The organism is Exiguobacterium sp. s101 (genome assembly GCF_018617835.1).
GTDB lineage: Bacteria > Bacillota > Bacilli > Exiguobacteriales > Exiguobacteriaceae > Exiguobacterium > Exiguobacterium marinum.
This window is the reverse complement of sequence record NZ_JACSKX010000002.1, coordinates 218,025-244,653: the sequence shown is the minus strand read 5'-3', so window position 1 is coordinate 244,653 and position 26,629 is coordinate 218,025. Positions and strand designations below refer to the sequence as shown.

General features: G+C 47.4%; 26 protein-coding genes. 23 read left to right on the top strand and 3 right to left on the bottom strand.

The window, feature by feature from the left end:
* Nucleotide 1: 1 nt before the first annotated feature.
* Nucleotides 2-718 carry a hypothetical protein gene (locus KNO76_RS03400; RefSeq protein ID WP_214882545.1) on the top strand — a complete coding sequence of 239 codons (717 nt, stop codon included), beginning with the start codon at nt 2-4 and terminating at the stop codon, nt 716-718.
* A 92-nt stretch (nt 719-810) separates the two neighbouring features.
* Nucleotides 811-2,937 carry a heterodisulfide reductase-related iron-sulfur binding cluster gene (locus KNO76_RS03395; RefSeq protein ID WP_214882542.1) on the top strand — a complete coding sequence of 709 codons (2,127 nt, stop codon included), beginning with the start codon at nt 811-813 and terminating at the stop codon, nt 2,935-2,937.
* Nucleotides 2,938-2,975: 38 nt separating this feature from the next.
* Here KNO76_RS03395 and KNO76_RS03390 read toward each other — a convergent pair whose 3' ends face one another.
* A complete protein-coding gene (locus KNO76_RS03390) occupies nt 2,976-4,274 on the bottom strand; it encodes a globin-coupled sensor protein (RefSeq protein WP_214882539.1) in 1,299 nt (432 codons plus the stop codon).
* 169 nt (nt 4,275-4,443) lie between these two features.
* On the opposite strand from KNO76_RS03390, the gene KNO76_RS03385 reads away from it, so the two are divergent.
* The 7 genes from KNO76_RS03385 (at nt 4,444) to KNO76_RS03355 (ending at nt 11,346) form a co-directional block, all read left to right on the top strand.
* Nucleotides 4,444-4,605, top strand: a complete 162-nt coding sequence (locus KNO76_RS03385) for a hypothetical protein (RefSeq protein WP_214882629.1) — start codon at nt 4,444-4,446, stop codon at nt 4,603-4,605.
* Between the two features lie 182 nt (nt 4,606-4,787).
* On the top strand, nt 4,788-5,186 hold the full coding sequence (gene tnpA / locus KNO76_RS03380; RefSeq protein ID WP_214882537.1) for an IS200/IS605 family transposase: 399 nt from the start codon (nt 4,788-4,790) through the stop codon (nt 5,184-5,186).
* Nucleotides 5,187-5,191: 5 nt separating this feature from the next.
* Nucleotides 5,192-6,283, top strand: a complete 1,092-nt coding sequence (tnpB, locus tag KNO76_RS03375) for an IS200/IS605 family element RNA-guided endonuclease TnpB (RefSeq protein ID WP_214882535.1) — start codon at nt 5,192-5,194, stop codon at nt 6,281-6,283.
* A gap of 266 nt (nt 6,284-6,549) precedes the next feature.
* On the top strand, nt 6,550-7,029 hold the full coding sequence (gene rpoE, locus KNO76_RS03370) for a DNA-directed RNA polymerase subunit delta (RefSeq protein ID WP_026825056.1): 480 nt from the start codon (nt 6,550-6,552) through the stop codon (nt 7,027-7,029).
* Between the two features lie 247 nt (nt 7,030-7,276).
* Nucleotides 7,277-8,872, top strand: coding sequence for a CTP synthase (locus tag KNO76_RS03365; protein ID WP_214882533.1), 1,596 nt, complete (start codon nt 7,277-7,279; stop codon nt 8,870-8,872).
* A 139-nt stretch (nt 8,873-9,011) separates the two neighbouring features.
* Nucleotides 9,012-9,854, top strand: a complete 843-nt coding sequence (locus tag KNO76_RS03360; RefSeq protein WP_214882531.1) for a TVP38/TMEM64 family protein — start codon at nt 9,012-9,014, stop codon at nt 9,852-9,854.
* A gap of 160 nt (nt 9,855-10,014) precedes the next feature.
* A complete protein-coding gene (locus tag KNO76_RS03355; protein WP_214882528.1) occupies nt 10,015-11,346 on the top strand; it encodes a polysaccharide deacetylase family protein in 1,332 nt (443 codons plus the stop codon).
* A 38-nt stretch (nt 11,347-11,384) separates the two neighbouring features.
* Here the strand turns inward: KNO76_RS03355 and KNO76_RS03350 are convergent, their stop codons facing one another.
* Nucleotides 11,385-12,500 carry an NADH-dependent flavin oxidoreductase gene (locus KNO76_RS03350; RefSeq protein WP_214882519.1) on the bottom strand — a complete coding sequence of 372 codons (1,116 nt, stop codon included), beginning with the start codon at nt 12,498-12,500 and terminating at the stop codon, nt 11,385-11,387.
* A 261-nt stretch (nt 12,501-12,761) separates the two neighbouring features.
* On the opposite strand from KNO76_RS03350, the gene KNO76_RS03345 reads away from it, so the two are divergent.
* The 10 genes from KNO76_RS03345 to KNO76_RS03300 all read left to right on the top strand — a co-directional run bounded on the left by KNO76_RS03345 (nt 12,762) and on the right by KNO76_RS03300 (nt 21,716).
* Nucleotides 12,762-14,420, top strand: a complete 1,659-nt coding sequence (locus tag KNO76_RS03345; RefSeq protein WP_214882516.1) for a glycerol-3-phosphate dehydrogenase/oxidase — start codon at nt 12,762-12,764, stop codon at nt 14,418-14,420.
* A 128-nt stretch (nt 14,421-14,548) separates the two neighbouring features.
* Nucleotides 14,549-14,905, top strand: a complete 357-nt coding sequence (locus KNO76_RS03340) for a YxeA family protein (protein ID WP_214882513.1) — start codon at nt 14,549-14,551, stop codon at nt 14,903-14,905.
* A 91-nt stretch (nt 14,906-14,996) separates the two neighbouring features.
* Complete coding sequence (locus tag KNO76_RS03335; RefSeq protein WP_026825063.1) at nt 14,997-15,356, top strand: response regulator; 360 nt, start codon at nt 14,997-14,999, stop codon at nt 15,354-15,356.
* 161 nt (nt 15,357-15,517) lie between these two features.
* Nucleotides 15,518-16,372, top strand: coding sequence for a class II fructose-1,6-bisphosphate aldolase (gene fba, locus KNO76_RS03330; RefSeq protein WP_026825064.1), 855 nt, complete (start codon nt 15,518-15,520; stop codon nt 16,370-16,372).
* 151 nt (nt 16,373-16,523) lie between these two features.
* Nucleotides 16,524-17,174 (top strand): fructose-6-phosphate aldolase, encoded by a 651-nt coding sequence (gene fsa / locus KNO76_RS03325; protein ID WP_214700194.1) that lies wholly within the window; start codon nt 16,524-16,526, stop codon nt 17,172-17,174.
* Between the two features lie 27 nt (nt 17,175-17,201).
* Nucleotides 17,202-18,458 carry a UDP-N-acetylglucosamine 1-carboxyvinyltransferase gene (murA, locus tag KNO76_RS03320; RefSeq protein WP_026825066.1) on the top strand — a complete coding sequence of 419 codons (1,257 nt, stop codon included), beginning with the start codon at nt 17,202-17,204 and terminating at the stop codon, nt 18,456-18,458.
* A 14-nt stretch (nt 18,459-18,472) separates the two neighbouring features.
* Entirely contained in the window at nt 18,473-19,444 is a 972-nt protein-coding gene (glpX, locus tag KNO76_RS03315) for a class II fructose-bisphosphatase (protein WP_026825067.1), read from the top strand.
* 87 nt (nt 19,445-19,531) lie between these two features.
* Nucleotides 19,532-20,458: a daunorubicin resistance protein DrrA family ABC transporter ATP-binding protein gene (locus KNO76_RS03310; protein WP_026825068.1), complete on the top strand. Its 927-nt coding sequence runs from the start codon at nt 19,532-19,534 to the stop codon at nt 20,456-20,458.
* On the top strand, nt 20,448-21,218 hold the full coding sequence (locus tag KNO76_RS03305) for an ABC transporter permease (protein ID WP_214882509.1): 771 nt from the start codon (nt 20,448-20,450) through the stop codon (nt 21,216-21,218). The genes KNO76_RS03310 and KNO76_RS03305 overlap by 11 nt, the downstream gene beginning before the upstream one ends.
* A gap of 12 nt (nt 21,219-21,230) precedes the next feature.
* Nucleotides 21,231-21,716: a DUF421 domain-containing protein gene (locus KNO76_RS03300; RefSeq protein WP_214703160.1), complete on the top strand. Its 486-nt coding sequence runs from the start codon at nt 21,231-21,233 to the stop codon at nt 21,714-21,716.
* Between the two features lie 43 nt (nt 21,717-21,759).
* Here the strand turns inward: KNO76_RS03300 and KNO76_RS03295 are convergent, their stop codons facing one another.
* Nucleotides 21,760-22,461: a C40 family peptidase gene (locus tag KNO76_RS03295; protein ID WP_214882506.1), complete on the bottom strand. Its 702-nt coding sequence runs from the start codon at nt 22,459-22,461 to the stop codon at nt 21,760-21,762.
* A gap of 395 nt (nt 22,462-22,856) precedes the next feature.
* On the opposite strand from KNO76_RS03295, the gene rho reads away from it, so the two are divergent.
* The 4 genes from rho (at nt 22,857) to KNO76_RS03275 (ending at nt 26,560) form a co-directional block, all read left to right on the top strand.
* Nucleotides 22,857-24,194 carry a transcription termination factor Rho gene (gene rho, locus KNO76_RS03290; protein ID WP_214882503.1) on the top strand — a complete coding sequence of 446 codons (1,338 nt, stop codon included), beginning with the start codon at nt 22,857-22,859 and terminating at the stop codon, nt 24,192-24,194.
* Nucleotides 24,195-24,276: 82 nt separating this feature from the next.
* Nucleotides 24,277-24,519 (top strand): type B 50S ribosomal protein L31, encoded by a 243-nt coding sequence (locus tag KNO76_RS03285; protein WP_012727387.1) that lies wholly within the window; start codon nt 24,277-24,279, stop codon nt 24,517-24,519.
* 99 nt (nt 24,520-24,618) lie between these two features.
* Nucleotides 24,619-25,842, top strand: coding sequence for a cation:proton antiporter (locus tag KNO76_RS03280; protein WP_214882500.1), 1,224 nt, complete (start codon nt 24,619-24,621; stop codon nt 25,840-25,842).
* A 106-nt stretch (nt 25,843-25,948) separates the two neighbouring features.
* Complete coding sequence (locus KNO76_RS03275; protein WP_214882497.1) at nt 25,949-26,560, top strand: thymidine kinase; 612 nt, start codon at nt 25,949-25,951, stop codon at nt 26,558-26,560.
* Nucleotides 26,561-26,629 lie beyond the last annotated feature (69 nt).

Here is a 26,629-nt window from a genome sequence, read left to right as displayed (position 1 = left end):
GATGGCGAACTGGATCATCATCTATTTGACGTTGATTAATTTCTTCGGCATCTATTTGTTCCGGGAAGAGACCGTTCCTTCTAAGAAATGGTTCTCATTCTCGAGTGGGGTCGCCATCACGTACTTTTTCATGTATCTCTTGCCGTCGCTGAATAAACGCCAGGACACGCTTCGTGTCGACTGGCTGAATTTGGCCTTACCTTCCGAGATTTACATCGTCAGTCTCATCGGGTTCACAATATTTTATGGCACCATGCGATTCGTTCGAACTCCTCACTTCCAAGATGAGGCGGTCGACCGGGCTGTCTCGTATTGGCTACAGGTGACACTACTCACGACATATATGACCTTTTCAGCGTATGTGGTGACGGCGGATTCCGTGACGTTCGTCGCGAGAAGCTTCTATGCGACGGCTCTCGGGGTCCACTTCTTGGCGCTCGGTCATGACTTGAACCGCCATTACGGGGAACGCTATATGCGACAAGGACGCTACTTGTTGAGTGGTGGAATTTTACTCGGAGGTTTCGTTTCACTATGGATTGACTTGGCCGCGCACGTCGAAGCGCTCTGTTTTGCGTTTGTGGCCGGGGCGATGATTCTCAACATCGTGAAATTTGAACTCCCGTCCGACCGGAATTTACACTTTCGCACGTTCGTTTTGGCCGTGTTCAGTTATGGCGGCTTACTCCTTATTTTGAAACATCTTCTAAACTTCTGATGAGAACTTCGCAAAAATGAATGACTGTTCATTCATCATTTGATATACTGAATTCAAGATTGAATCCGTTTTCATAAGGGGGAGTTTTGGGGATGTCTACATTTTTAATCGTCAACTGGATTCTATTCTTGCTCGTCTTCGGCTATGGTGTGTATTTATTTGCTACGCTGGTTCATCAGCGCTATACGTTCATCAAGCTGGGGAAGAAGGCAGAATGGAACCAAACGAACAAAGAACGACTCGAACAGGTCATGATCAACGTGTTCGGTCAAAAGAAATTGTTAAAAGATAAGAAGAGTGGCGCAATTCACGTCATGATGTTTTATGGCTTCATCCTCGTCCAATTTGGGGCGATTGATTTTATTTGGAAAGGACTAGCGGTCGGAACACGTTTCCCACACATCCCGCTCGGTCCGCTCTATCCAATCTTTACGTTCATGCAAGAAATCGTCATGCTCATGATTCTCGTCGCGGTCGTTTGGGGGTTCTACCGTCGTTACGTCGAGAAGCTTGTACGCTTGAAACGAAACTTTTTAGCAGGTCTCGCCCTCATCTTCATTGGCGGGCTGATGGTTTCCGTCTTGTTCGGGAACGGGTTTTACCTCGTCTATAAAGAAGAGCTTCCGATGTGGGGCGAACCGGTCGCGACACTCATCGGTTCAGCGTTTGCTTGGGTACCAGGATCAGTCGCATTCGCGTTGTTCGTCGTCTTTTGGTGGATGCACCTCTTATTCTTACTCAGCTTCATGGTCTACATCCCGCAAGGCAAACACGCTCACTTGATTGCTGGGACGCTCAATGTCTGGCTTGGTCGTACCCATAAAGTCGGACGCTTGGCACCTGTCGATTTTTCAGCGATGGAAGAAGCGGAAGAGTCGGATGAAGAGATCGTCTTCGGGGTCAACAAGATTGAAGACTTCAACCAGAAGCAACTCGTCGACCTATACGCCTGTGTCGAATGCGGACGTTGTACGAATGTATGTCCGGCAACAGGAACTGGGAAGATGTTGTCGCCGATGGACTTGATCGTCAAGCTTCGTGACCATATGAATATGAAAGGTGCGGCGGTCACGAGAAAATCACCGTGGGCACCGGCCCTCATGTTCCAAAACACGCAAGGTGCTGAAATCGCAGCAGCGGCGCAAGACGGTCATATGCTCGTCGCAGACGAATTGATCGGCAACGTCATCACAGAAGAAGAAATATGGGCGTGTACGACATGCCGCAATTGTGAAGATCAATGTCCGGTCATGAACGAGCACGTCGATAAAATCATCGACCTTCGTCGCTACCTCGTCATGATGGAAGGGAAGATGGACCCTGAGGCGCAGCGAACGGTCGCAAATATCGAGCGTCAAGGAAACCCGTGGGGAATGAACCGAAAAGAACGCGAGAACTGGCGCAAGGATACAGAACTCGTCATCCCGACGGCGAAAGAGAAGAAAAAAGCAGGAGAAGAGTTCGAGTATCTCTTCTGGGTCGGCGCGATGGGCTCTTACGATAGCCGTAGCCAAAAAGTCGCGCAAAGCTTTGCGAGCGTGTTGAACAAGGCGGGCGTCTCATTTGCCATTCTCGGAAATGAAGAGAAAAACTCAGGGGATACACCACGTCGAATTGGGAATGAGTTACTCTTCCAAGAACTCGCTGAAACGAACATTAAACTGTTTGAGAAGTGTGGGGTGACGAAAATCGTCACGGTCGACCCACACGCCTACAACACATTCAAAAATGAGTATCCAGACTTTGGTTTGACTGATGTGAAAGTGTATCACCATACGGAATTACTCGCCGAGTTGCTCGATACGGGTCGAATCCAACCGGATCTTCAAGTGAATGAGCGTGTCGTCTACCACGATTCTTGCTATCTCGGTCGTTACAACGGCATATACGATGCACCGCGGTTCGTCCTCGAGCGGATTCCTGGTGTCGAACTCGTCGAAGCGACGCGTAACCGTGAAAACGGTATGTGCTGTGGAGCGGGTGGTGGTCTCATGTGGCAAGAAGAAAAAGTCGGGACACGTGTCAACGTGGCTCGAACGGAGCAGTTACTTGAGACGAAACCGACCGTCATCGGTTCGGCGTGTCCGTACTGCTTGACGATGTTGTCAGATGGAACGAAAGCGAAGGAAGTCGATGAGACGGTCGGCACGTTCGACGTCGTCGAATTGCTCGATCGTTCGCTGAAAGCCATCGTGATCCCAGAACCGGTTGTCCAATAATACAGGAAGGCACGGTCCGCGGACCGTGCCTTATTTGTTTACTGCATTTCGGAAGTAGATAAAAGAGAGGAGGTCAAGTGAGATAACCCTTGTGTCGTCTCGTTGATGGATGAAATGGTTTCGACCATCTGCCCGAGGTCTTGTTTGTTTCGTTCGAAAGAAAGGACGTATTGTCCCATCTCTTCTTGGACGGTCGAAAACCCAACTTTGACGGCGTTTAGTTGACGCATCGCTTCATCGTTCGTCCGATGCATGTGACCCATTTGATCGAGGAGAGCCGCGATGTTCGCCTCATTCTCATGAATGAGCGCATTGATTTGACTGCTCAGTTGTTTCGCGTTCTCCGCGAGTGTGCGTACTTCGGTGGCGACGACGGCGAACCCTTTGCCGTGTTCACCTGCACGGGCCGCTTCAATCGAAGCGTTCAAGGCGAGTAAGTTGGTTTGATTGGCAATTTGTTCGATGCTTCGCGTCATGCTGACGATATCTTGAGAACCGTCCTTCAAAGCTGTTATTCGATCGAGTGAGGTATCGACATAGGTAGCCGACTGTTTGAATTCAGCTTCCATCTGTTCAATTTGTTCTCCACTTGTATGAGTCAACGTCATCAAGTGGCGACTCATCTTTTCTGTTTGTTCCGTCTCTGCCAAGACTTGATGAGCGCGATTGCTTGTATCGGACATAGCTTGCCCTGTATGCTCCATTGTCGTCGCCACTTCTGTACTGACGCGTGACACGTCACTTAATAGAGCGGCACGGGATTGGTTCGCAGACTCAAGCTCATCGAGACGGGCGTTCACATATTGTTCGGTCACGATTTGAGCGTCCAAGTTCATCGCGTGTGACAGAGCCAAAAGGGATTCGGTCAGAACGGCCGGATCGTGTTGATACGTTTCGACCACTTTCGGGATGAGCAAGGTGTTAAACGCCGAGTATGTTGCCAAAAACCAGACGACGGGGACTGAAAAATGGTGATGGGTTTGTCCCATTCGCTTCCGCATTGCTAAAAATTTATCATCGATGTTCCCGGTTAACAGACTACGGAAATAAGCAGCAAATACATTTTTTAAACGTTCTCGTGTCGACGAGCCATTCGCAATTTGAACCATCTCTGGTTGAAGCATTAAGTGGTCAAGTACATTTTCGAGTACCTCGTCTAGGACGGACTCGACGAGTGGAGCCATGTCTTGTAGCCGTTTCACTTGAGATGATGTATATCCCATATAGTGTGCGCGCCCGTTTAAGCTCGAGTCGGCTGGTTTAGCGATTGTGTGAATCTCAGGAAAGCCTTCGGAAGCAACGAAATCTTTTGAGGTTGTCTTAAGAAAAAATGCCATATTTTTATTCTCCTTCTATTTCATATCTAAAGTGGCGTTCTCTTCTATATCGGCAGAAATATGAAGAAGCTAAGAAGTCAATGTGTTGCAAAACAGGTTCATCGACAAATAGAACTGGAAAAGGAAAAATGAGGAGTAGAATATTCCAGTTTCAGTGATGGGTGGACTTATGAAAAACATAGTGATCCTGTTGACGATTGTAAGTGCCCTAAGTAGTCAAATTCTTCCACAGATTTTGTTCTTATCCATCATGGCGGTCGAAGAAGGTGTCGGACGTCTCATTCCATTTTTAATTTTTTATGTGGCCAGTATGTCAGGTCTTTTACTGTAGGTGTATGTCATCGGTCGACGCGGTTCAAAAAACACGTTTTTAACAATAGTAGGCGAGAATTCTCCCTCCTCTAAGCGTCTGGGGGCGAAGCCCAGCGTAGATGGGAGATGAATCGCCCGTCTTGGCAAAAATATATGTGCTTGATATAATCAGTGCAACCAATCAAAAGGACTGATATATCAATGAAAATGGATACAAATAAACATTCAGTCTTTCTTCTGGATTATCACCTCGTCTTGGTAGTCAAATATAGACGCAAGGTGATTGACGACGACGTCTCGGAGTTCGCGAGACGAACGTTCGAACGGATCGGCGCGTCATACCATATCACACTGGCCGAATGGAATCATGACGGTGATCACGTCCATGTGTTGTTCAAAGCCCACCCGAACACAGAGATGTCGAAGTTTCTGAACGCCTACAAGAGCGCCAGCAGCCGACTGATCAAACGAGACTTTCCACACGTCAAGAGACGACTGTGGAAAGAAATGTTCTGGTCTCGAAGCTACTGCCTCGTGACGACCGGCGGTGTGACGATCGACGTCATCAGGCAATACATCGAAAAACAAGGGAAGGAGTGATCACGTTGCTGAAGGCGTACAAGTTTCGACTATATCCGACAAAGCTACACCAAGAATACTTCATAAAGACGGTCGGTTGCGTCCGTTTCGTGTACAACAAGATGCTCGAAGAGCGTATCCGGCTGCATGAAGAGTCGAAGCTGAAGCCTGACGCGAAACAGAAGCTCCCGACCCCGGCGAAGTACAAGCCCGAATTCCCTTTCTTGAAAGAGGTCGACAGTCTGTCCCTTGCCAACGCCCAGATGGATCTGAACAAGGCATACGCCAACTTCTTCCGGGACAGGTCTGTCGGTTTCCCGAAGTTCAAATCGAAGCACAGTGACCGCGCCTCCTACACGACCAACAATCAGAACGGTAGCGTCCGGATCGAGGACGGGAAGGTGAAACTCCCTAAGATCGGCTTCGTGAAGTTCAACCAACATCGTCCTTTCGAGGGGGTCATCAAGTCCGTGACGGTCTCGATGACGAAGACGGGCAAGTTCTTCGTCTCCATCCTCGTCGATCAAGATGAGAAAAATTGGATTCCTGCCAAAAGTAAAATCGGTATCGATCTCGGCCTTGAACACTTCGCCATCATGACAAATGACGAGATGGTTTCAAACAAGATTGACAATCCTCGCTTCCTTCGCAAGTCGGAAGAGAAGGTCAAGAAGGCGCAGCGCGCTTTGTCACGAAAGAAGATCGGGAGCAAGAACCGAGAGAAGGCCAGGCTGATTCTCGCCAGGAGACACGAGAAAATCGCAAACCAACGCAAAGACTTTCTTCATAAATTGTCGAAACGAATCGTTGACGAGAACCAAGTCATCGTCGTGGAGACATTGAAATCGAACAACATGATGAAGAACCACAAGGTCGCCAAATCGATCGCCGACGTCAGTTGGTATGAGTTCGTCCGACAGCTAGAATACAAGTGTAAGTTCTACGGACGGACGCTCATCAAGGCGGATCAATGGTACGCATCGACGCAAATCTGCTCTTCCTGCGGCGAAAAAGGCGAGAAGAAAACAGTGGATGTACGCGAATGGACGTGTACGTGTGGCGCTCATCATGACCGCGACATTAATGCGGGCATCAACCTGTTGATGTTGGCAAACTAAAACGAATTCCTTCAGGGTGGGAACCATCCGACGAGCTTGGTAAACAACCGTGGCTAGTAAAAGTGCGGTCTTCCCAAGAAGCTCCCACTTCAATTTGCGAAGCAAATAAGTGGCGAGTAGTTCACTATCGGATTGATTAGTCTGTACTGGTTCCGAATCAAAGCCAAGACATCACACGAATCATAATTTACTCTAGCTTTTTCATATCGCTTTTGTTTATAATGAGGAGTGATGTTTAACTAGTGACGGAAAAGGAGTGTCCTTTAATGAATAAATCGTTGATTGATTTCGTTTATGAACTTCTCCAAGAAACTGGCGAGCAGCCTGTTTCTTTTGATGAGATTCGCGAAAAAATCAAGCAAAATTATACGTTTGCGAGTGAAGAGGAAGAACTCGAGAAAATCGCACAACTTTACACCGATTTGAACATCGACGGGTTGTTCGTCAACTTAGGTGCAAACCGCTGGGCGCTTCGCGTATGGTATCCATTCGACAAGTCGGATGAAGATCTCGTCATCGAAGCACGTCAACGTGGTGAACTTGACGAATTCGAAGAAGAGTTCGAAGAGGCAGACGAAGGTATCGTCGACATCGAAGATGACTTGGATGTATTCGCAAAAGTTGAAGATTACGATTCAACTGAATTTGACGATGCGGGCGAACAAGAAAAAGTTGATGGCCTAGATGACTTCAAGGATGATGATTTGGACGACGACCTCGATCTCGAAGACGAGGATGATTTATAAGAGACCGCAAAAAGCCGGGCATTGGGCCCGGCTAGGCGTGTCTCTTTTTCTTTTTTAATGATTTTGAACAACATGAAAAAAAGAAAAAATAATATCTTGACGACTGTATCGTCTCTGGCGTAAATTAGTCATGGGCTAGTTTAGCACGTAACGATGCAGCAAAAGTGTCCTCCATTCACGGGGGCACTTTTGCTTTTTTTGTTTTTTCGTTTTCCGACGGTTGGTATTTAAGAGAGGAGAAAGAAACATGACAAAGTACATTTTCGTAACAGGCGGGGTAGTTTCTTCGCTCGGTAAAGGGATCACGGCAGCTTCACTCGCACGTCTACTCAAAAATCGTGGACTCAACGTGACGATTCAAAAGTTTGACCCATATATCAACATCGACCCAGGTACGATGAGCCCGTATCAACACGGAGAAGTATTCGTCACAGATGATGGTGCGGAGACTGACCTTGACCTCGGACACTATGAGCGTTTCATCGACATCAACTTGTCGCAAAACGCGAACGTCACATCAGGGCGCATTTATTCGACTGTCTTGAAGAAAGAGCGTCGTGGAGACTATAACGGCGGAACGGTTCAAGTCATTCCGCATATCACGAACGAAATCAAAGACCGTGTCTTCCGTGCGGGACGCGAAACGAACGCCGATGTCGTCATCACAGAAATCGGTGGAACAGTGGGGGATATCGAATCCCTTCCGTTCATCGAAGCGATTCGCCAAGTGAAAAATGATATCGGCAAAGAGAACGTCATGTACGTCCACTGTACACTCGTTCCTTACCTCCGCGCGGCAGGCGAATTGAAAACAAAACCGACACAACATAGCGTCAAAGAACTTCGCAGCTACGGGATTCAGCCAGACATCATCGTCCTCCGCACGGAGCATGATATTCCGGAAGACATGCGTGAGAAAATTGCGCTCTTCTGTGATACGCGTAAAGAAGCAGTCATCGAGGCGCAAGACGCATCGACGCTTTATGAAGTACCACTTAACCTTCAAAAACAAGGGATGGACCAACTTGTCAACGATTACTTCGGCTTCAACACACCGGCTGCGGATATGACGGCATGGAAAGAACTCGTTCACACGGTCACGCATCTTGAGAAGAAAGTGAAAATCGCACTCGTTGGAAAATATGTCGAATTGCGTGATGCCTATATCTCGGTCGCAGAATCGCTCAAGCATGCGGGTTATGCGTTTAATGCAGATATCGACATTGACTGGGTCAACGCAGAGGACGTGACGGCTGAAAACGTCTCGGACATCCTTGGTGATGCAGACGGTATCCTCGTCCCAGGTGGATTTGGTGAGCGTGGAATCGAAGGGAAAATCGAAGCGACACGTTTCGCACGTGAAAACAACGTTCCATTCTTCGGGATTTGTCTCGGGATGCAACTTGCTACGGTCGAGTTTGCACGTAACGTCTTGAAGTTGGACGGTGCACATACGGCTGAAATCGACCCATCGACACCGTATCCGATTATCGACCTTCTTCCAGAGCAAAAAGACATCGAAGACCTTGGAGGTACACTCCGTCTCGGATTGTACCCATGTAAACTTGAAACAGGGACGAAAGCACACGCGGCATACGACCAAGAACTCGTATACGAACGTCACCGTCACCGTTATGAGTTCAATAACGAATACCGTGAAGCATTCGAAGCGGAAGGATTCAAGTTCTCAGGTACGAGCCCAGACGGTCGTCTCGTGGAAATCATTGAGATTCCAGAACACAAGTGGTTCGTGGCATCACAGTTCCACCCAGAGCTCATCTCACGTCCGGAACGCCCACAACGTCTATTCCATGATTTCATCCAAGCATCACTTGGAGAATAAGCAACGTACGAAAGCCACGATATGATTGAATCGTGGCTTTTCTACATCAAAAGCATGAGGTGCAAGACGTCCTTGGCAGGATACATCACCTTCACTTTCTGGGTACACTAGAAGTAGAACGGGGAGAGGGTGGTGGCTCATGAAAGAACGACATTCGATTTATCTTGGATATGGATTGGGGCTTGTCGCGCTCAGTCTGTTGCCATTCGTTGTCTTACCTTCCCTCCTATTGCCGTATCAACTCGGGTGGACGGGCGTTGTCTTGCTCGCGCTCTCGGGCGGGCTACTTCGAGCGATACGCGACGGCTCGAATGTCATCTTGAAGCAGATGTGGAAAATCACATTTTCTCTTTTTTTAATCTTCATGTTCGTCTATTACGTATCATTTGGACTTGTCTTATACGATACGTATGGACTGGATCGTCTATTAGAACAGTATGAGCGTCAGGCGGTTTGGGTGTTCGCGGCATTCAGCTTTCTACAGCCAATCGCCTTACCGGTCCCAGAAGCGGTCAGTGTGCCGATTGGGAGTGTGGCGCTCGGTCCATTTCGTGCCGCTCTGGTTGGGAGTATTGCGACCACGCTTGGTATCTTCGTCATGTATGGATTGGCACGATTCGGCCGAGAGCGAATCATCCGCTGGGTCGATAAGGAGAAGTTGAAGACGTACGATCGATATGTCGAGAAGTATGGCCTTGGCATCTTGCTCGTCTTGTTCATTATTCCGATTTTACCGGACGAGGTCATTTGTCTCGCCGCCGGGTTTAGCCGCGTGCCGTTCCCGCGTTTCGCGGGCATCGCGTTCGGCGCGAAACTCGTCACATCGTTCGGGCTTGCCTACTCTGTCTCCATCGGACAATTGTTTATGACGGATTCGAGTCCAATCGCCATCGCTTCCGTCATGGCGAGTTTGCTCGTCTTAATCCTCGCGTTCATTTGGCGCAAACGAAAAAAAGGGGATTCGAACGAGACACACGAATAAGGTGAGGACTTTCATATGGATGAAAACAGGTACGAAATCTATTTAAAGACTTCGTACCTGTTTTGTATGATTTTGTATATATTTGTCACCATATTGACGATTTCAGTCGTAATGAGTTTGTTACAATCGAATCGATGAAATTAAATAGGAGAGAGCAAGAATGAAACGACACATGTTAGTTATTTTGATGTTATTGATTGGAATGGGTACATGGTATTACATCATCGGATCCGCCCCGACGATTAAAAAAGTTCCGACATCATCCTTTACTGGACAATACCCCGGGTTACATTTAACGGTAGAAAGTGAACAAGCAAAAGCATATACGACAGCAATCTCTCTTCCAAGAACAGATTATGAAGTGCTAAACGATGAGCTTGATGCGTTCATTTTAGAAAAGAAAGAAGCGTTTCAACACAACTTAACCCCTAATCACGGTCAAAAGGGTCACTTAAATATCCAGACCGATACATATCAAACGAATCAGACTGAATACACGCTAGTCGCCTATACTTATGCATTCACCGGTGGAGCGAATGGTCAAACTAACGTCGATGTATTTCGGTTGAACCTTTCGGACGGTACATTCATTGAATGGGATGATGTCTTACGTGATGATCAACATGTTTTAGAATGGTTTCAGAGTAGCGTCATCACACAATTGCAAAATCAAGAATACGTATTTGAAGATCAGTTACGTGAAGCGATTAAACACCCTAAATCGACGAAGTGGATACTGACATCCTCTGGTCTAGTTGTCATGTTTGATGAGTATGAAGTGACAGCGGGAGCAGCGGGTGTGGTAGAAGTTCATATCCCGATGAAGGAAGTTGAGCCGTTTTTGTTATCCAAATTAAATGCGTCCGCTGCACAAGAAGAGGATTCTCCAATCATGAGTCCCTCAAATAAGCCGCTTGAACCCAATGGGAAATATGTTGCGCTGACGTTCGATGATGGACCACATCCGGTAGTCACACCTAACATTCTTGAGGCACTTGAGAAATACCAAGCGCGTGCTACGTTCTTTATGTTAGGGAGTCAGATGGAATTCTATCCTGATGTGGCGAAGCAAGTAGCGTTGTCAGGACATGAGCTAGCAAACCATACTGAACATCACCCGGATTTGACACAATTGTCTGAGAAGGGAATGGAAGTTGAACTCAAACAGGTTGATGAACGAATTGAGAGGCTGACAGGAGGACGTTCAGCATTAGTTCGTCCACCATACGGAGCAAAAAATGAAATGATTGAGCAAATTCTTAAAACAAGGGAGCAGACCCTTGCGTTGTGGACAGTCGATTCTCTTGATTGGAGTCATCGTAATGCCGATCAAATGTATCGCTTGATTATGGATAATGTCCATCCGAATGCTGTTGTACTGATGCACGATATTCATGAGTCTACAGCCGAGGGATTGCCGAAAGTTCTCGATGCGCTGAAACGTGAAGGATACACATTTGTGACGATGAGTGAGCTCTTGACTTTGGAATAGTAATTGAACCCACCGTGATAAACGGCGGGTTCATTTTTTTACTTCACTTTTTGATCTTTAATCGGGAACCACCCGGCACGAGTCGTGATCGCATTCCAAAGTGGGGCCGGGACAGCAAGTTCGGCTTGTTTATCCAAGTCGAGTTCTGTCTCGATGTCATCTTCACGGTCCGTCTTCACTTTTTCGAGCCATTCAGGGTCGATGATGAGTTCACGACCGAGCGCGGCGAAATCGACAACGTCGAGTGCATCTTCGACTTGAGCAGGACGTTGGAGTTGTCCGACTCCAATGAGTGGGATGGCACCATTGATGCGTTTGGCGATGCGGTCAATCGAACGTTCCGTGACGTTTTCGTCACGCATAGAGGCTGTATTGAAGTTCCAAAGAGAAGCGTGAATATAATCCACACCTTCTTCTAAAATCATATCGAGCAACACATCCGTGTCGTCGAGTGTGATTCCTGGTTCTTCGATTTCTTCTGGTGAGAAGCGATAACCGACGAGGAAGTCTTCTGCATCTTCAGCTGCTTCTTTGACACGACGAATGACTTCGCGTGGGAACGTCAAACGTCCATGAACATCACCACCGAAGCGATCTTCACGGCGATTCGAATGCGGTGAGAAGAATTGTTGAATCAAGTATGTGTTCGCCCCGTGAATCTCGACTCCGTCAAACCCGGATTCGATGGCACGACGTGTCGCTTCACCGAACGCCTCGATAATGGCTTCGACTTCTGATGTCTCAAGGGCACGGGGTGTGACGGCGCCTTCTCGGACAGGCGCGACAGCACTTGCACTGACAGGTTGTTCGTTCGGGACGAGTTCAGGTGGTGACATACGCCCGGCGTGGAAAATTTGAAGGATGGCTTTTGCACCTTCCGCTTTTAAACTTTCCGCCAATTGACGGAGACCCGGGATGAATTTGTCGTCATTGACCCCGAATGCGTTCGGGAAACCTTTCCCGTCTTCTGTCACGTACGCGCATGCTGTAATCGCAAGCCCGACGTTTTGCGCCCGTTTCCGATAGTAGGCGAGCTCATGCTCGGATACTTCGCCCGTTGGTTCTGATGAGTAATGTGTCATCGGAGCCAAGACGAGTCGGTTCGGTACTTCGACGCCATTTTTGAATTGAAAAGGTTGTAACATACGTTTCATCTGAAATCCTCCTTCAACATGATACCTTGAAGTCTAAGCTTCTCGACTCAAAAATGCGAGTCGGATGCTTGTGAATGAACACATTACAGATTGCGCAAGCGTAAGAGATGATTGAACTGAAAAGAATAGGGTATAATACAGGAGAAAAGTTGATATTCGGTTCGAGACAATAGAGAGACCACAACAGAAGGGGGAAGCCTTGTTTTTGTTGTGGTCTCTTTTTCTATTCATTGAACCGTACTTACTATAGGAGGGAATAAGATGGAAATCAGAAATTTCTCAGCGAAAGAACGAGCGAAACGATACGAACAACTGACAAGCGAACGTCATGACGTTCTTGTTGTCGGTGGAGGGATAACCGGAGCAGGGATTGCGCTCGATGCGTCGTCACGTGGGATGAAGACAGCGGTTCTCGAAATGCAAGACTTTGCGGCCGGGACGTCAAGCCGTTCGACGAAACTTGTTCACGGGGGACTCCGCTATTTGAAACAATTTGAAGTGGCGCTCGTCGCAGAAGTCGGGAAAGAGCGTGCCATCGTGTATGAGAACGGTCCACATGTCACGACACCGGAACAGATGCTATTACCGATGCACAAGGGAGGCACGTTTGGTCCTTTCTCAACTTCAATCGGACTCATGGTGTATGACTTCCTCGCAGGCGTCAAACGGGCAGAACGTCGCATGATGCTCAAGCCGAATGAAGTCATCAAAAAAGCACCACTCGTCAAAAAAGATGACTTAGTCGGTGGTGGATACTACGTCGAGTATCGGACGGATGATGCACGATTGACAATCGAAGTGGCGAAAGAGGCCGCGAATCACGGCGCGCTTCTTATGAACTATGCAAAAGTAACTGGATTGATCTATGAGAACGGTAAAGTGGCTGGTGTACACGTCGAGGACCAGATTGACGGGTCGACGTATGACGTATATGCGAAGAAAGTCATCAATGCGACGGGCCCGTGGGTCGATGAATTACGAGAAGAGGATAACTCGAAGAAAGGGAAACAACTTCGCCTCACAAAAGGGATTCACTTGGTCATCGATCAATCGAAATTCCCGCTCAAACAGGCAATTTATTTCGATACACCAGACGGGCGTATGGTCTTCGCGATTCCGCGCGGAAACAAAGCGTACGTCGGAACGACGGACACGTTCTTTGATAAAAACAAAGCCCATCCACGCATGACGACAGAAGACCGCGATTATATTTTGGATGCCATTCACTATATGTTCCCTGACGTCCATGTCACGGCAGACGATGTGGAATCGAGCTGGGCAGGTATTCGTCCGTTGATTTATGAGGAAGGAAAGGACCCTTCTGAAATTTCACGTAAGGACGAAATTTGGCAGTCAGACAGCGGTTTGATCACGATTGCCGGTGGTAAATTGACAGGGTATCGGAAGATGTCAGAAACGGTCGTCGACCTTGTCGCTAAATTATTGAAAGAAGAGGACGGTGTCGTTTACTTGGCGAGTCGGACGAAGCATATGCCAATGTCAGGTGGTCATGTCGGCGGGTCGAAAGGCTTCAACGATTTCCTCGAGAAGAAAACGAAAGAACTTCAAAATCATGGTCTAGACGCAAACCACGCGGAAGAACTCGTTCGTCTATACGGTTCGAATATTGACCGCGTTATTGAACGGATGGACTCCAATGCGTATGATCTTCCGGAAATTGTCTACGCGCAGTTAGTCTACGGGATTGAAGAAGAGTCGGTCGTTCGGGCCATCGACTTCTTGATTCGCCGGACTGGGGCGATGTTCTTTGATATCGACTTTGTCCGTCAGTATAAAGACGGTGTGCTTCGATGCATGGCTGACGTCTTCAAATGGTCAGATGAACGCTTGAAAGAGGAACGTGAAGAGGTCGAGAAGGAGATTGAAATCGCAGTCGTTCCAGTGACAGTCGAGTCCTAAAGTTTAACGTAGCGCCCGAGAGGTTCATTCTAAACAGGATGAACCTCTTTTTGTGGAATGGTTTCATGACTTCGGAATAACGGTATACCTACATAGGTAGTGATTCTTATATCGAAGGAGAACTTTTTATGAAGCGAAATCTCATCGCCGTATTGTTAATCGGCGTTTTATTAGGGATTGGTTGGCGCTATGTCGACCCGAATCGTCTACTGGCGGACGTTTATTATGTCAAAGTACCTAATGCGGAAGTGGCGACAAAAGTCTCTGATGGTTATCGCTATGACCTGATTGGATACGATGCGGATGGGAAAAAGCGCCCGTTAGCCATAACAACCTCTGCATTACTAGCGGAAGGTGAATATCTGAAAGTGTTTGTGAAAGAGGAGAATCCTGAAGTGACCGACTATGAACGAGTGAGTGATTTAGAGGTACCACAACAGTTAAAGGAGGAACAAGAAGATACATCTGAGTCATCGTTCCCTTGATTTCAAAAGATAGGCATCGCGAAAAAAAGATGAGTTTGGTATGGTTAAATTGTTTGATTATGGAAAACGATGAATGAAAGAAGGGACATGCATGTCACGGATGTTGATTGCGGATGACCAGGATGGTATTCGTACGATGCTCGCGCAAGTGTTCACAAACATGGGTGTAGATGTGGACTCGGCACAAGACGGCATCAGCGCCTGGGAATTTTTAGAGCGGGAACGATACGACCTAGTCTTGCTCGATATGAACATGCCTCGAATGCTTGGGCATGAAGTGTTGCGAAGAATGCGCGAAGAGAAGTTGGAAACGCCTGTAATGATTATGACGGCGTTTGGAGAAGAAGCGGTGATTGAAGAAGTACGTCGACTTGGAATAATCGCGCAGTTCGAAAAACCGTTTGATATATACGGGATGATTGAAAAAGTGAAGGAAGTCTTGAAAATCTGACATTTCGTCACGAAGATGACATATGTAAACGCTTGCGCCGAGCCATTTCTATGCCCGAATAGCATAGGCACATGTTTTACGGTGTGTTATAATGGGAACGAATTGCACGGGGGTACTTTCCCTAAACGTGTATAATAGCGAACAGACAGGAGGATGTCATTATGCCATTAGTATCAATGACAGAAATGCTTAATAAAGCATTCGAAGGCAAGTATGCAGTCGGCCAATTCAACATTAACAACCTCGAGTGGACGCAAGCGATTCTTCGCGCTGCGGAAGACGAGAAATCACCAGTAATCCTCGGTGTATCAGAAGGTGCAGCGAAATACATGGGTGGCTTCACTACAGTTGTCAAAATGGTTGAAGGTCTCATGCACGACTACAGCATCACTGTTCCAGTTGCAATCCACCTTGACCACGGTTCTTCATTCGATAAGTGTAAAGCAGCGATTGACGCTGGCTTCACATCAGTCATGATTGACGGTTCACACCATCCGATCGACGAAAACGTCGAAATGACGAAGCAAGTTGTCGAGTACGCGCACGCTAAAGGTGCTTCTGTTGAGGCAGAAGTCGGTACAGTTGGCGGCGAAGAAGATGGCGTAGTCGGTGGTGTACAATACGCTGATCTTGATGAGTGCGTACGTGTCGTCAAAGAAGCGAAAGTGGATGCACTTGCTGCAGCACTCGGTTCTGTACACGGAGAATACGCAGGCGAGCCAAACCTCGGCTTCAAAGAGATGGAAGAAATCGCAGAAGCGACTCAAACTCCACTCGTTCTTCACGGTGGATCAGGAATTCCTGAGCACCAAATCAAAAAAGCAATCGAGCTCGGACACAGTAAGATTAACGTTAACACAGAGTGCCAACAAGAGTGGACTCGTGCCGTACGTGAGAAAGTTGCTGCTGATGCAAAAGTATATGACCCACGTAAAATCATCGGACCTGGTATTGAAGCGATCTACAACGTCGTTACTGGTAAGATGCGTGAGTTTGGTTCAAGCAACCAAGCATAATCCTGCTTGATCAAGTCGGTTCTCTATGAGGACCGACTTTTTATATTCTCTCTGTCGTCTCGTTCCGAATCTAACAAAGGGTGTAGTAATTCGCCAAGTCTTTCCTCATAATAGAGATTGTAAGCGATCACAACTTGAGGAGGACACACATATGCGTTTTTTTATTGACACAGCGAATGTGGAAGACATTAAAAAGGCCCATCAGATGGGCGTCATCGGAGGCGTGACGACGAATCCATCGCTCGTTGCCAAAGAAGGTGTCGATTTCCATACAAGACTTCGTGAAATCTGTGAGATCGTCGGGGATCTCTCGGTCAGCGCTGAAGTTATTGCACTCGATGCATCGGGTATGGTGGAAGAAGGAAAGGAACTTGCCGCTATTGCGCCGAATATTACAGTAAAAGTACCGATGACTTCAGCGGGAATGGAAGCAGTGAAACAGTTCAAAGAGCTCGGGATCAAAACGAACGTCACGCTCATCTTTAATGCGAATCAGGCGTTACTCGCAGCGCGTGCCGGAGCTTCGTATGTTTCTCCATTCATCGGACGATTAGATGATATCGGACAGGATGGACTCGATTTAGTCGAGACGATTGCGAACATCTTTGCGATTCATGGCATCGAGACAGAGATTATCGCGGCATCTGTACGTCACCCGATTCACGTGACGAAAGCCGCACTCCTTGGGGCTGACATTGCGACAGTACCATACAAAATCATCGAACAGATGATGAATCATCCGCTCACAGACAAAGGTATTGAGCAGTTCTTAGCGGATTGGAACAACGCTCAATCCAAATAAGTCCGTCGTAGAAAGGTTTTGATCAGCGTGGAAATTCTCCATATCGTTGGGCAGCAAAAACTAGAAGGAACCGTCGAGATTAGCGGAGCGAAACAGAGCGCTCTTCCTTGCCTTGTGGCTGCACTTCTCACGGAAGAGTCGGTGACGATTGAAAACGTCCCGATGATTGAAGATGTAGAAGTGATGGTCAATCTGTTGACAGAGCTAGGGGTTCGAGTGGAGCGCGATGGCGAGCAGGTGACCATTCATTCGAATGAAGCGGTTGCGATGCCCCTTCTCGGTTCCGAGACGAGGAAAGTTCGTGCCGCTGTCTATTTACTTGGTGTCTTCGCCGCTCGTTTCGGAAAAGGAGCAGTTGGGCTACCTGGAGGATACGCGATTGGTCCACGACCGATTGATTTGCATGTGAAAGCACTAGAACGGCTCGGAATACACGTTGAGAATGAATCTGGTTTGTATCATGTCCGAGTCGAAGAACTCGTCGGGAATCGAATTTATTTGGATTTACGGTCATTTGGGGCAACTGTAAGCGCGATGCTTGCTGCGGTCTTAGCGAAAGGGACAACGGTCATTGAAAATGCAGCCTGTGACCCTGAAGTCGTTGATTTAGCGACGATGTTGACATCGATGGGGGCACATGTGAGCGGAGCAGGGACAGATGAGATTCGCATCAAAGGGGTTGAACGGCTACACGGATGTACACATACATTGATTCCAGATCGCCTCGAGGCAGGAACATTCATGATGTTCGGTGCCGTATCTGGTAGTGTGACCGTACAATCAATCATTCCAACACATCTTGAGGGTGTCATACAAAAACTATTGGATTTTGGTGCAAATGTGGAAGTCGGTGAGGAGTCAATCACCGTTACCGCCAATGAATTTGTGCCGACGGATATTCGTGTGTTTCATTATGCGGGGTATCCGAGTGATTTGCAGCCAATCATGTCAGCCGCTTTGTTGAAAGCGGACGGCACGAGCATTGTCACAGATAAATTGTATGCCCAGCGCTTCCGACATATTGCGGAGATGCGTCGAATGAATGCACAAATCACACTTGAAGACGCGTCGGCTGTGATTCGTGGGGGAAACCAACTTGCGAACGCAGAGATGGAGTGTACAGACGCAAGGAGTGCTGCGGCACTTGTCTTATCGGCACTTCAAGCATCAGGAGAATCCACATTACTGCATGCAGAACGATTAAATGATTCATATGTCGACTTCGTCGGCAAATTAAAACAACTCGGTGCGCTCGTTTGGCTAGAAGAACACACTGAGGCATAAAGGGGAGATTTCGGGTGGAAAGAAGTTTATCGATGGAACTGGTTCGGGTGACAGAAGCAGCGGCACTTGCTTCAGCCCGTTGGATGGGACGAGGTTTGAAGGTCGAGGCAGATGATGCAGCGACAACAGCCATGCGAGATGTCTTTGATACGATTCCGATGAAGGGGATTGTCGTCATCGGGGAAGGTGAAATGGACGAAGCGCCGATGCTCTATATCGGAGAAAAGGTCGGGAATGGTTATGGTTCGCGTCTTGATGTCGCAGTCGATCCTTTAGAAGGCACGAACATCGTCTCCACAGGGACGTGGGGGGCGCTCGCAGTCCTCGCGGTTGCGGATGCGGGGGATCTACTTCATGCACCGGACATGTATATGGATAAAATCGCGGTGGGACCGGAAGCTGCAGGTCTCGTCAGCCTCGACAACTCGATTGAAGAAAATATTGAGATTGTGGCAAAAGCGAAGAAGAAAAACGTGGAAGATGTCGTCGTGACGATTTTGCATCGGGATCGACACGAAGAAATCATCCAACGCGTTCGGACGACTGGGGCGCGAATTAAACTGATTCCAGACGGGGATGTCGCCGCAGCCATCAATACGGCTTTCGCGAAAACAGGTGTCGACTTGTTACTTGGTTCAGGTGGGGCACCGGAAGGCGTCATTGCAGCGGTCGCGATGAAATGTTTAGGAGGAGACTTCCAAGGACGTTTGCTTCCAGAAGACGAAGCTCAAAAACAGCGTTGTCATGACATGGGCATCGAAGACACGGATCGAATCCTACTCCTAAATGATTTAGTGAAAGGTGAAGATTGTATCTTTGCGGCGACTGGTGTCACGGACGGTGAATTGTTGCGTGGGGTACAATTCACATCACAAGGTGGACAGACACATTCAGTTGTTATGCGTGCGAAGTCTGGTACGGTGCGTTTTGTTGAAGGGAACCACTCTCTCAAGAAAAAACCAAAAATGGTCATGAAGCCAGAATAACGCGAAGTCGTGGACGTGCAAACGTCCGCGGCTTTTTTTGTGATGAAACATCTAAAAACGGGAATGGATAGTGAGGAGGTGGGTGTGGTGATTGAAGTAGAAGGGCTCGTGAAAACATATAAAGATGTTCCCGCTGTAGATCATGTTTCATTTTCTGTAAACGAAGGAGAAATCTTTGCGTTCTTAGGGCCGAACGGTGCCGGAAAGTCGACGATGGTGCAGATGTTGACGACGCTTGTTCGTCCAACGTCAGGATCTGCTCGGGTCAATGGATTTGATATCGTCAAACAAGAAAAAGATGTTCGACTTTCCATAGGAGTCGCTTTACAGGAGACAGGCATTGACAAAGTGTTGACCGGGCGTGAACTGCTCGTCTTACAAGGTCGTTTATTCAAAATGTCGAATGAGGAGGCACGACGTCGTGCAGATGAGTTGTTAAAAGTCGTGTCTTTGACGGATGCCGCAGATCGACGAAGTGGTACGTATTCCGGAGGGATGCGGCGACGTCTCGATTTGGCACTCACGCTCGTTCATCGACCGACGGTGTTGTTTTTAGATGAACCGACGACAGGTCTCGACCCGGCAAGTCGAATCGAGATATGGAACGAAGTAAGACGATTGAACCAAGAGTTTGGAACGACAATATTTTTAACGACTCAGTACTTAGAGGAAGCCGATGAATTGGCTGACCGAATCGCCATCATCAATCACGGTCAAATCGTCAGTGAAGGGACGGCTGATGAGTTGAAGCAACTTGTCGGTGATGAGACAATCGCAATGGACTTTTCAAGCGAATCGGATGCAGCAGCAGCTGCGACGTTATTTGATACGACTGCGGATGGGGCACATGTGTCTTTCGAGTTGCGCGACGTCACGTTGACTGAGATTGTTCGTGCGTTAGATGAACAGCGACTTCAACCTGAACGTCTGACCGTGAAACAACCGTCGCTCGATGACGTCTTTTTAAAGGTAACGGGAGAGTCGTATGAAGGGGGAGAGATTCATGTGGACTGAGACATGGTTATTCACAAAGCGGAGTTTATTGACGACGATTCGAAATCCGTTTTCATTTATTCCGAACTTGATTATTTCTGTATTTTTTTTACTCGTCTATACGAGTGGTTTATCGAGTGTGGCCTCTCTTCCACAATTCGAGGGAAGTGATTATTTGAACTTCATCTTGCCGGTATCGATTGTTTCAGGTGCAGTCGGTGGGGCAGGCGGGACGGGGCAAGCGCTCGTTCGTGATATCGAAAGCGGTTATTTCGCAAGGCTACTGTTAACGCCTGCGACTCGGACGTCCATCGTGCTCGGACCAATGATTGCTGGCATGTTGCAACTGTTCGTCCAAACATTACTTATCTTTGCTGTCGCTTTTCTACTTGGTCTCACGATTCCTGTCGGGGCAGTTGGATTCTTTTTCACGGTACTACTCGCCATCGGGTTTGGACTTGGGTTCGCCGGGTATTCTGTCGGTGTTGCACTGAAGACGAGGAATGCGCAAGCAGCACAGGCCGGTACACTTTTGTTCTTCCCACTCATCTTCTTATCGACCACGTTCGTTCCGAAAGAGTTGATTGAAGCGGAATGGCTGAAAGTGGCCGCCACATTCAATCCAACGACGTATATTTTCGAAGGGATGCGGGCGGTTCTGACTCAACCTGAGATTGATTGGGGTGCCTTGTCAGCAGGACTTGCGGTCGCTGGCACGATGAGTGTACTCATGATTGTTTTTGCAGCAACAAACGCGAGAGGGGCGCTGAAACAAAAATAAGGGAGGAGTTAGATGGAACAGCTATCGACAATCATCCGTATTGTCTTGACTGGGGTTGGGGCGTATATCTCAATCATTCTGATGTTGCGTGTTTCCGGAAAAAGAACGTTGGCAAAAATGAATGCGTTCGATTTTATCGTGACGGTTGCATTAGGATCAATCTTAGCGACGACCTTGACGAGTCAACAAACTTCTTTAATCGCTGGGTTGACCGCGTTTGGCACACTGGTCGCCTTACAATATATATTGGCGAAATTGTCGAAGCGTTATTCAACAGTGAACAAAATGATTAAATCAGAGCCGACTTTACTGTTCTATAGAGGGGACTATCTACACGAGTATTTAAAAAGGGAGCGAATATTAGAAATGGAAGTCGTTCAGGCGATTCGTGCAAGTGGGACTCCTGTTGATCAAGTCGAAGCGGTCGTACTAGAGACGGATGGGACATTCTCAGTGCTGAAAGATTCGCAATATTTGATGGAACATGTGAAAATATAAAAAACGACTCGGTTCCGATGAACCGAGTCGTGTTACTGTTGTATTAGAGATATGATCCAGCGCCAACGTAACGCGGTGCCCAATATCCAGAAGTGAAGCTCGCGTACTTGACGCCACCTGTTTCTGAGTTGATCATTTTTGTTTTGCTAAGAGCCATTCCAACGTGATGAATCGTACCGCCTGAATGAGAGAAGAAGACGAGATCTCCTGCTTGAATCGATGACTTCGAAATTTTCTTCGCGCTTGAGTATTGCTGACGTGAAGAACGTGGAAGTGTCTTCCCGATTGCTTTTTTGTAAACATATCCTGTGTAACCAGAGCAGTCAAATCCAGAAGTTGATGTTCCACCGTAACGGTAAGGTTTACCTAAATATTTTTTTGACTCAGCGACGAGTTTTGAACGTTTGCTAGATGATGATGTTGAAACCGTTTTTGAAGTTGATGTCGATGTTCTAGGTTTCAAGTAAGAATATTTTGAAGAGGCTGAGATATAACGATGTTTGCCTTTATAATTGATTTTATAGAACGAACCGGATTTACCAAGGTATGTATAGCGTTGACCTTTATCCATTTTCGCAACAACTTTCGATGACGTAAGTGACGGGGCAGTACGGATGTTCAAACCGTTAACTTTCGAGTAGGCAAAAGTTCCTTTAGCGGCTTCTGCTTGTTCTCCTGTTGAGAACATGAGACCCGAGAAAGCAACAGTGGCAGCGACGACGATAGATGCAATACGCTTTAACATTGTATAAATCCCTCCGTTTTTTAAAATCAATATGTGGCTATATGACAGAATCGAGTAATATTATTAGGTAGAGCACAAGTTGCGAGATATACCCGGTTTCCTGTGCAAATAAACTATATCATGCGCAAGACCGATAGCATTTTTCAATCACAAGTCAAAAAAGCGTTTTCTTGTAATGGAAATGAAACAATATGTGGATATAGCACTTATTTTGTTACAAAACTATCATTTACTGTGTAAGGATTTGTACAAGAGGGAAACGGTTGAACAAAAGGTGATTTTTGCACAGTGACGGCACGGACAAAATATGGTTAGATGATGGCAGAACATAAATGAAAAGTTTGCATAAACTCGAATACTTCTTGTAATGAAATGTAGAAAGATAGGTGACTTGAATGAGTCAACAGACAGAACCGGCAAAGAATTATACGCTTCGTGAACTAGAAACGAAGACGTTAAAAGAACTATATGAGATCGCCAAAGAAGTGAAAGTACCAAATTTTCGAGAAGCACGGAAACGTGAACTCACGTTTCGTATCTTGAAGTCACAGGCAGAATCAAAAGATTTGTATTTCCTCGAAGGTATTTTAGAAATCATACCACCGAACCCACAGTCCCAAAATGACGGCGGTTTCGGATTCCTCCGACCAATCAATTACTCCCAATCTTCCGAAGACATTTACATCGCCGCCTCACAAATCCGTCGCTTTAATCTTCGAAACGGAGATCTTGTCACGGGGAAAGTCCGTAAGCCGAAAGAGAATGAACGCTTTCAAGGGTTGTTGAGTGTAGAAGCGGTCAATGGTGAGTCGACGGACTCGACACGTTCGCGTGATTATTTCCCGGCGCTGACACCGATTTATCCTGAACAGCAAATGGAGCTCGAGACGGAACCGAAGCATCTTTCCGTTCGCGTCATGGATATGATTGCACCAGTTGGGTTCGGACAACGTGGTTTGATTGTGGCGCCACCAAAAGCCGGTAAAACCTCACTCTTAAAGGAAATTGCGAATTCAATCACGACGAACCATCCGAACGTCGAACTGATTATTCTCTTGATTGATGAACGACCAGAGGAAGTGACTGACATCCAACGGTCGGTACCGGGTGCGGACGTAGCGTTCTCGACATTTGATGAGACACCGGAAAACCATGCACGAATCTCGGAACTCGTACTTGAACGGGCGATGCGTCTCGTTGAACATAAGAAAAACGTGGTCATTTTACTCGACTCCATCACTCGTCTCACTCGTGCGTATAACCTTTCTGTCCCGCCGAGTGGGCGGACACTATCTGGGGGGATTGATCCGGCGGCTTTCCATAAACCGAAAAAATTCTTCGGCGCAGCTCGAAATATCGAAGATGGAGGAAGTTTGACGATTCTTGCCACGGCACTCGTTGAGACCGGTTCACGAATGGATGACGTCATCTATGAAGAATTCAAAGGGACTGGGAACATGGAACTTCATCTAGACCGGAAACTAGCTGAACGTCGCATCTTCCCGGCGATTGATATTCGTCGATCGGGTACACGGAAAGAAGAGTTGTTGCTTGGGAAGGGCGAACTTGATTCACTATGGACGATTCGTCGCACGATGAACGAGTCTCCAGACTTCGTTGAACAGTTCTTACGTCGCGTTCGTGAGACAAAAACGAACCTCGATTTTTTCGCTGCGCTTGAGGCAGATAAGAAAAAAAGACGACCAGTGAAAAAAACGAAATCAGACTTGTAAATCCTATAGTTGGGTGATATTATATTCTAGTGAACTTTCTCTAGGTTGAAAGAATACTTAGGGCCGAAGGAGTTGAAAAGCAATGAAACAAGGAATCCACCCAGAATACCGTAAAGTCGTATTCATGGACTCGACGACAGAATTCAAATTCATCACTGGTTCAACTCGTTACTCTAACGAGACAATCACGATGGAAGATGGAAACGAGTACCCACTCATCCGTGTCGATGTATCTTCTGATTCGCACCCGTTCTACACAGGTCGCCAGAAATTCGCATCTGCAGATGGTCGTATCGAGCGCTTCAACAAGAAATACCAACGTTAATCGTAAAGTTGTATGCTCACCGCCTAGGGATTGCCCTTGGCGGTTTTTTGTTACAATAACGCGGGTAAAGAGACGAAAGAATGTCATGAGGGGGCCTTTATGGAATTTATACTCATCAGTATCAGCTTGTTAATCGGAGTCGGTATCATGTCACAATGGTTGGCATGGCGCTATCAAATCCCAGCAATCATCATTATGACACTCGCCGGAGTATTGGCAGGTCCGATTCTTGGCCTGTTCGACCCACGTGAATTATTAGGGGATCTATATAGTCCTATCATATCGTTTGCGGTTGCCATTATCTTATTTGAAGGAAGTCTCGGGCTTCATTTCAGCGAAATCAATCAGTTCCGTCGGTCGATTGTGCGAATCGTTACAGTCGGGGTTGCCTTGTCGTTTGTCGGGTCGTCGCTACTCATCCAATATGTCGGTGGGTTGCATTGGGTGGTCGCGTGGACCATGGGTGCGCTCTTCGTCGTGACGGGACCGACCGTCGTTATTCCGTTGTTGCGCCAAGCGCATTTGAAAGATCGGGTCGGTGCGATTCTGAAGTGGGAAGGAATTATCGTGGATCCTGTCGGTGCGCTACTTGGTCTCTTCGTCGTACGACTTGGCTACATCGTATATGAAGGGATGGATTTATGGATGCAACTCCTCTTTGCAGGTGCTTGTATCGTAGGGATTGGACTCGGTTACTTGTTTGGTCATCTCTTGATGGGGTGGTTTGTCGCTGAAAAAGTGCCGCGTTACCTTCGTGCCTCGGTCACATTGACGGCCGTCCTCGTCTTATTCTCACTGAGTGAGCTTATGATGCACGAAGTCGGGCTTCTTGCCGTGACGGCAATGGGGATGACGATGGCCAACACGAAGCATCGGGATGAAGAAATTATTGAAGAACTGCAATCATTTAAAGAAGATATTTCGATCTTGCTCATCTCATCTGTATTCATTTTATTGACGGCATCGCTGTCCCGAGAGGAACTATTGAATATTTTCCAATGGCCACTTCTATTGACGATTGCCGGCATCCTTCTCTTAGTACGTCCGGTAGCAATTTATTTTTCCACGATCGGTGGGGGCTTACCGCTTGCGGAACGAGGGTTTATCGGTTGGATTGCACCACGTGGTATCGTGGCGATGACGGTTGCTGGATTCTTTGCCGAAGAGGTCGCGCATCTTGGGATTGAAGATGCGAAGCAAATGTTACCGCTCACCCTCGGACTCGTCTTCATTTCCGTAACGTTGCACGGTCTCACGATTCGACCGCTCGCACGCAAATTGAAATTAATTGATGAGCAAAAAGAAGCGAATGCCGACGAATAAAGGACTTGTCCACGGCTAATGGGAATTGAGAGAAGTCAACCCTTTTCCTCAACTCGAAAGATAGGTATAATCGGAAAGCGATTATCGATGGAGAGGGCGAAGAATAATGATGCATGTGACGAACCGATATGGTTGGATTGAAGTGATTTGTGGGAGTATGTTTTCAGGGAAGTCGGAGGAATTGATTCGCCGTGTCCGCCGCGCTCACTATGGAAAGATTCCGGTCCAAGTGTTCAAACCAGCAATCGACGACCGGTATCATGAAGAGAACGTCGTCTCACACATGGGCAACTCGGTCGTGGCAGTACCTGTCGCATCGAGCCAGGACTTATACGATGCCGTACGTGAAGAAACACAAGTCATCGCGATTGATGAGGTGCAATTCTTTGATGAAGGCATCGTTGATGTCATCGAACAGCTCGCGAACGAGGACAAACGCGTTATTTGTGCAGGGCTCGATATGGACTTTCGTGGTGAACCGTTCACGATGATGCCTGAACTGTTGTCCCGTGCCGAGTTTGTGACGAAACTGCAGGCGATCTGCCTGTCTTGCGGGGCACCTGCTTCGCGGACACAGCGTTTGATTGACGGGAAACCGGCTCGTTATGAAGATCCGATCATCTTAGTCGGAGCTTCAGAATCGTATGAGCCGAGGTGCCGTCATTGTCATGATGTGCCGAATAAACCACGTCCGGTCCGCCATACGGTGGTAGACTGATGAATCGACGGACCGCCCTCGGCGGTCCGTTTTTTTGCTATAATAGATAGAGTTTGATTTGACGGAGAA

Coding starts and splice junctions, on each gene's coding strand:
- KNO76_RS03400 (WP_214882545.1), top strand. CDS start 2: ATGGCGAACTGGATCATCATCTATTTGACGTTGATTAATTTCTTCGGC.
- KNO76_RS03395 (WP_214882542.1), top strand. CDS start 811: ATGTCTACATTTTTAATCGTCAACTGGATTCTATTCTTGCTCGTCTTC.
- KNO76_RS03390 (WP_214882539.1), bottom strand. CDS start 4,274: ATGGCATTTTTTCTTAAGACAACCTCAAAAGATTTCGTTGCTTCCGAA.
- KNO76_RS03385 (WP_214882629.1), top strand. CDS start 4,444: ATGAAAAACATAGTGATCCTGTTGACGATTGTAAGTGCCCTAAGTAGT.
- tnpA (WP_214882537.1), top strand. CDS start 4,788: ATGAAAATGGATACAAATAAACATTCAGTCTTTCTTCTGGATTATCAC.
- rpoE (WP_026825056.1), top strand. CDS start 6,550: ATGAATAAATCGTTGATTGATTTCGTTTATGAACTTCTCCAAGAAACT.
- KNO76_RS03365 (WP_214882533.1), top strand. CDS start 7,277: ATGACAAAGTACATTTTCGTAACAGGCGGGGTAGTTTCTTCGCTCGGT.
- KNO76_RS03360 (WP_214882531.1), top strand. CDS start 9,012: ATGAAAGAACGACATTCGATTTATCTTGGATATGGATTGGGGCTTGTC.
- KNO76_RS03355 (WP_214882528.1), top strand. CDS start 10,015: ATGAAACGACACATGTTAGTTATTTTGATGTTATTGATTGGAATGGGT.
- KNO76_RS03350 (WP_214882519.1), bottom strand. CDS start 12,500: ATGAAACGTATGTTACAACCTTTTCAATTCAAAAATGGCGTCGAAGTA.
- KNO76_RS03345 (WP_214882516.1), top strand. CDS start 12,762: ATGGAAATCAGAAATTTCTCAGCGAAAGAACGAGCGAAACGATACGAA.
- KNO76_RS03340 (WP_214882513.1), top strand. CDS start 14,549: ATGAAGCGAAATCTCATCGCCGTATTGTTAATCGGCGTTTTATTAGGG.
- KNO76_RS03335 (WP_026825063.1), top strand. CDS start 14,997: ATGTCACGGATGTTGATTGCGGATGACCAGGATGGTATTCGTACGATG.
- fba (WP_026825064.1), top strand. CDS start 15,518: ATGCCATTAGTATCAATGACAGAAATGCTTAATAAAGCATTCGAAGGC.
- fsa (WP_214700194.1), top strand. CDS start 16,524: ATGCGTTTTTTTATTGACACAGCGAATGTGGAAGACATTAAAAAGGCC.
- KNO76_RS03305 (WP_214882509.1), top strand. CDS start 20,448: ATGTGGACTGAGACATGGTTATTCACAAAGCGGAGTTTATTGACGACG.
- KNO76_RS03300 (WP_214703160.1), top strand. CDS start 21,231: ATGGAACAGCTATCGACAATCATCCGTATTGTCTTGACTGGGGTTGGG.
- KNO76_RS03295 (WP_214882506.1), bottom strand. CDS start 22,461: ATGTTAAAGCGTATTGCATCTATCGTCGTCGCTGCCACTGTTGCTTTC.
- rho (WP_214882503.1), top strand. CDS start 22,857: ATGAGTCAACAGACAGAACCGGCAAAGAATTATACGCTTCGTGAACTA.
- KNO76_RS03285 (WP_012727387.1), top strand. CDS start 24,277: ATGAAACAAGGAATCCACCCAGAATACCGTAAAGTCGTATTCATGGAC.
- KNO76_RS03280 (WP_214882500.1), top strand. CDS start 24,619: ATGGAATTTATACTCATCAGTATCAGCTTGTTAATCGGAGTCGGTATC.
- KNO76_RS03275 (WP_214882497.1), top strand. CDS start 25,949: ATGATGCATGTGACGAACCGATATGGTTGGATTGAAGTGATTTGTGGG.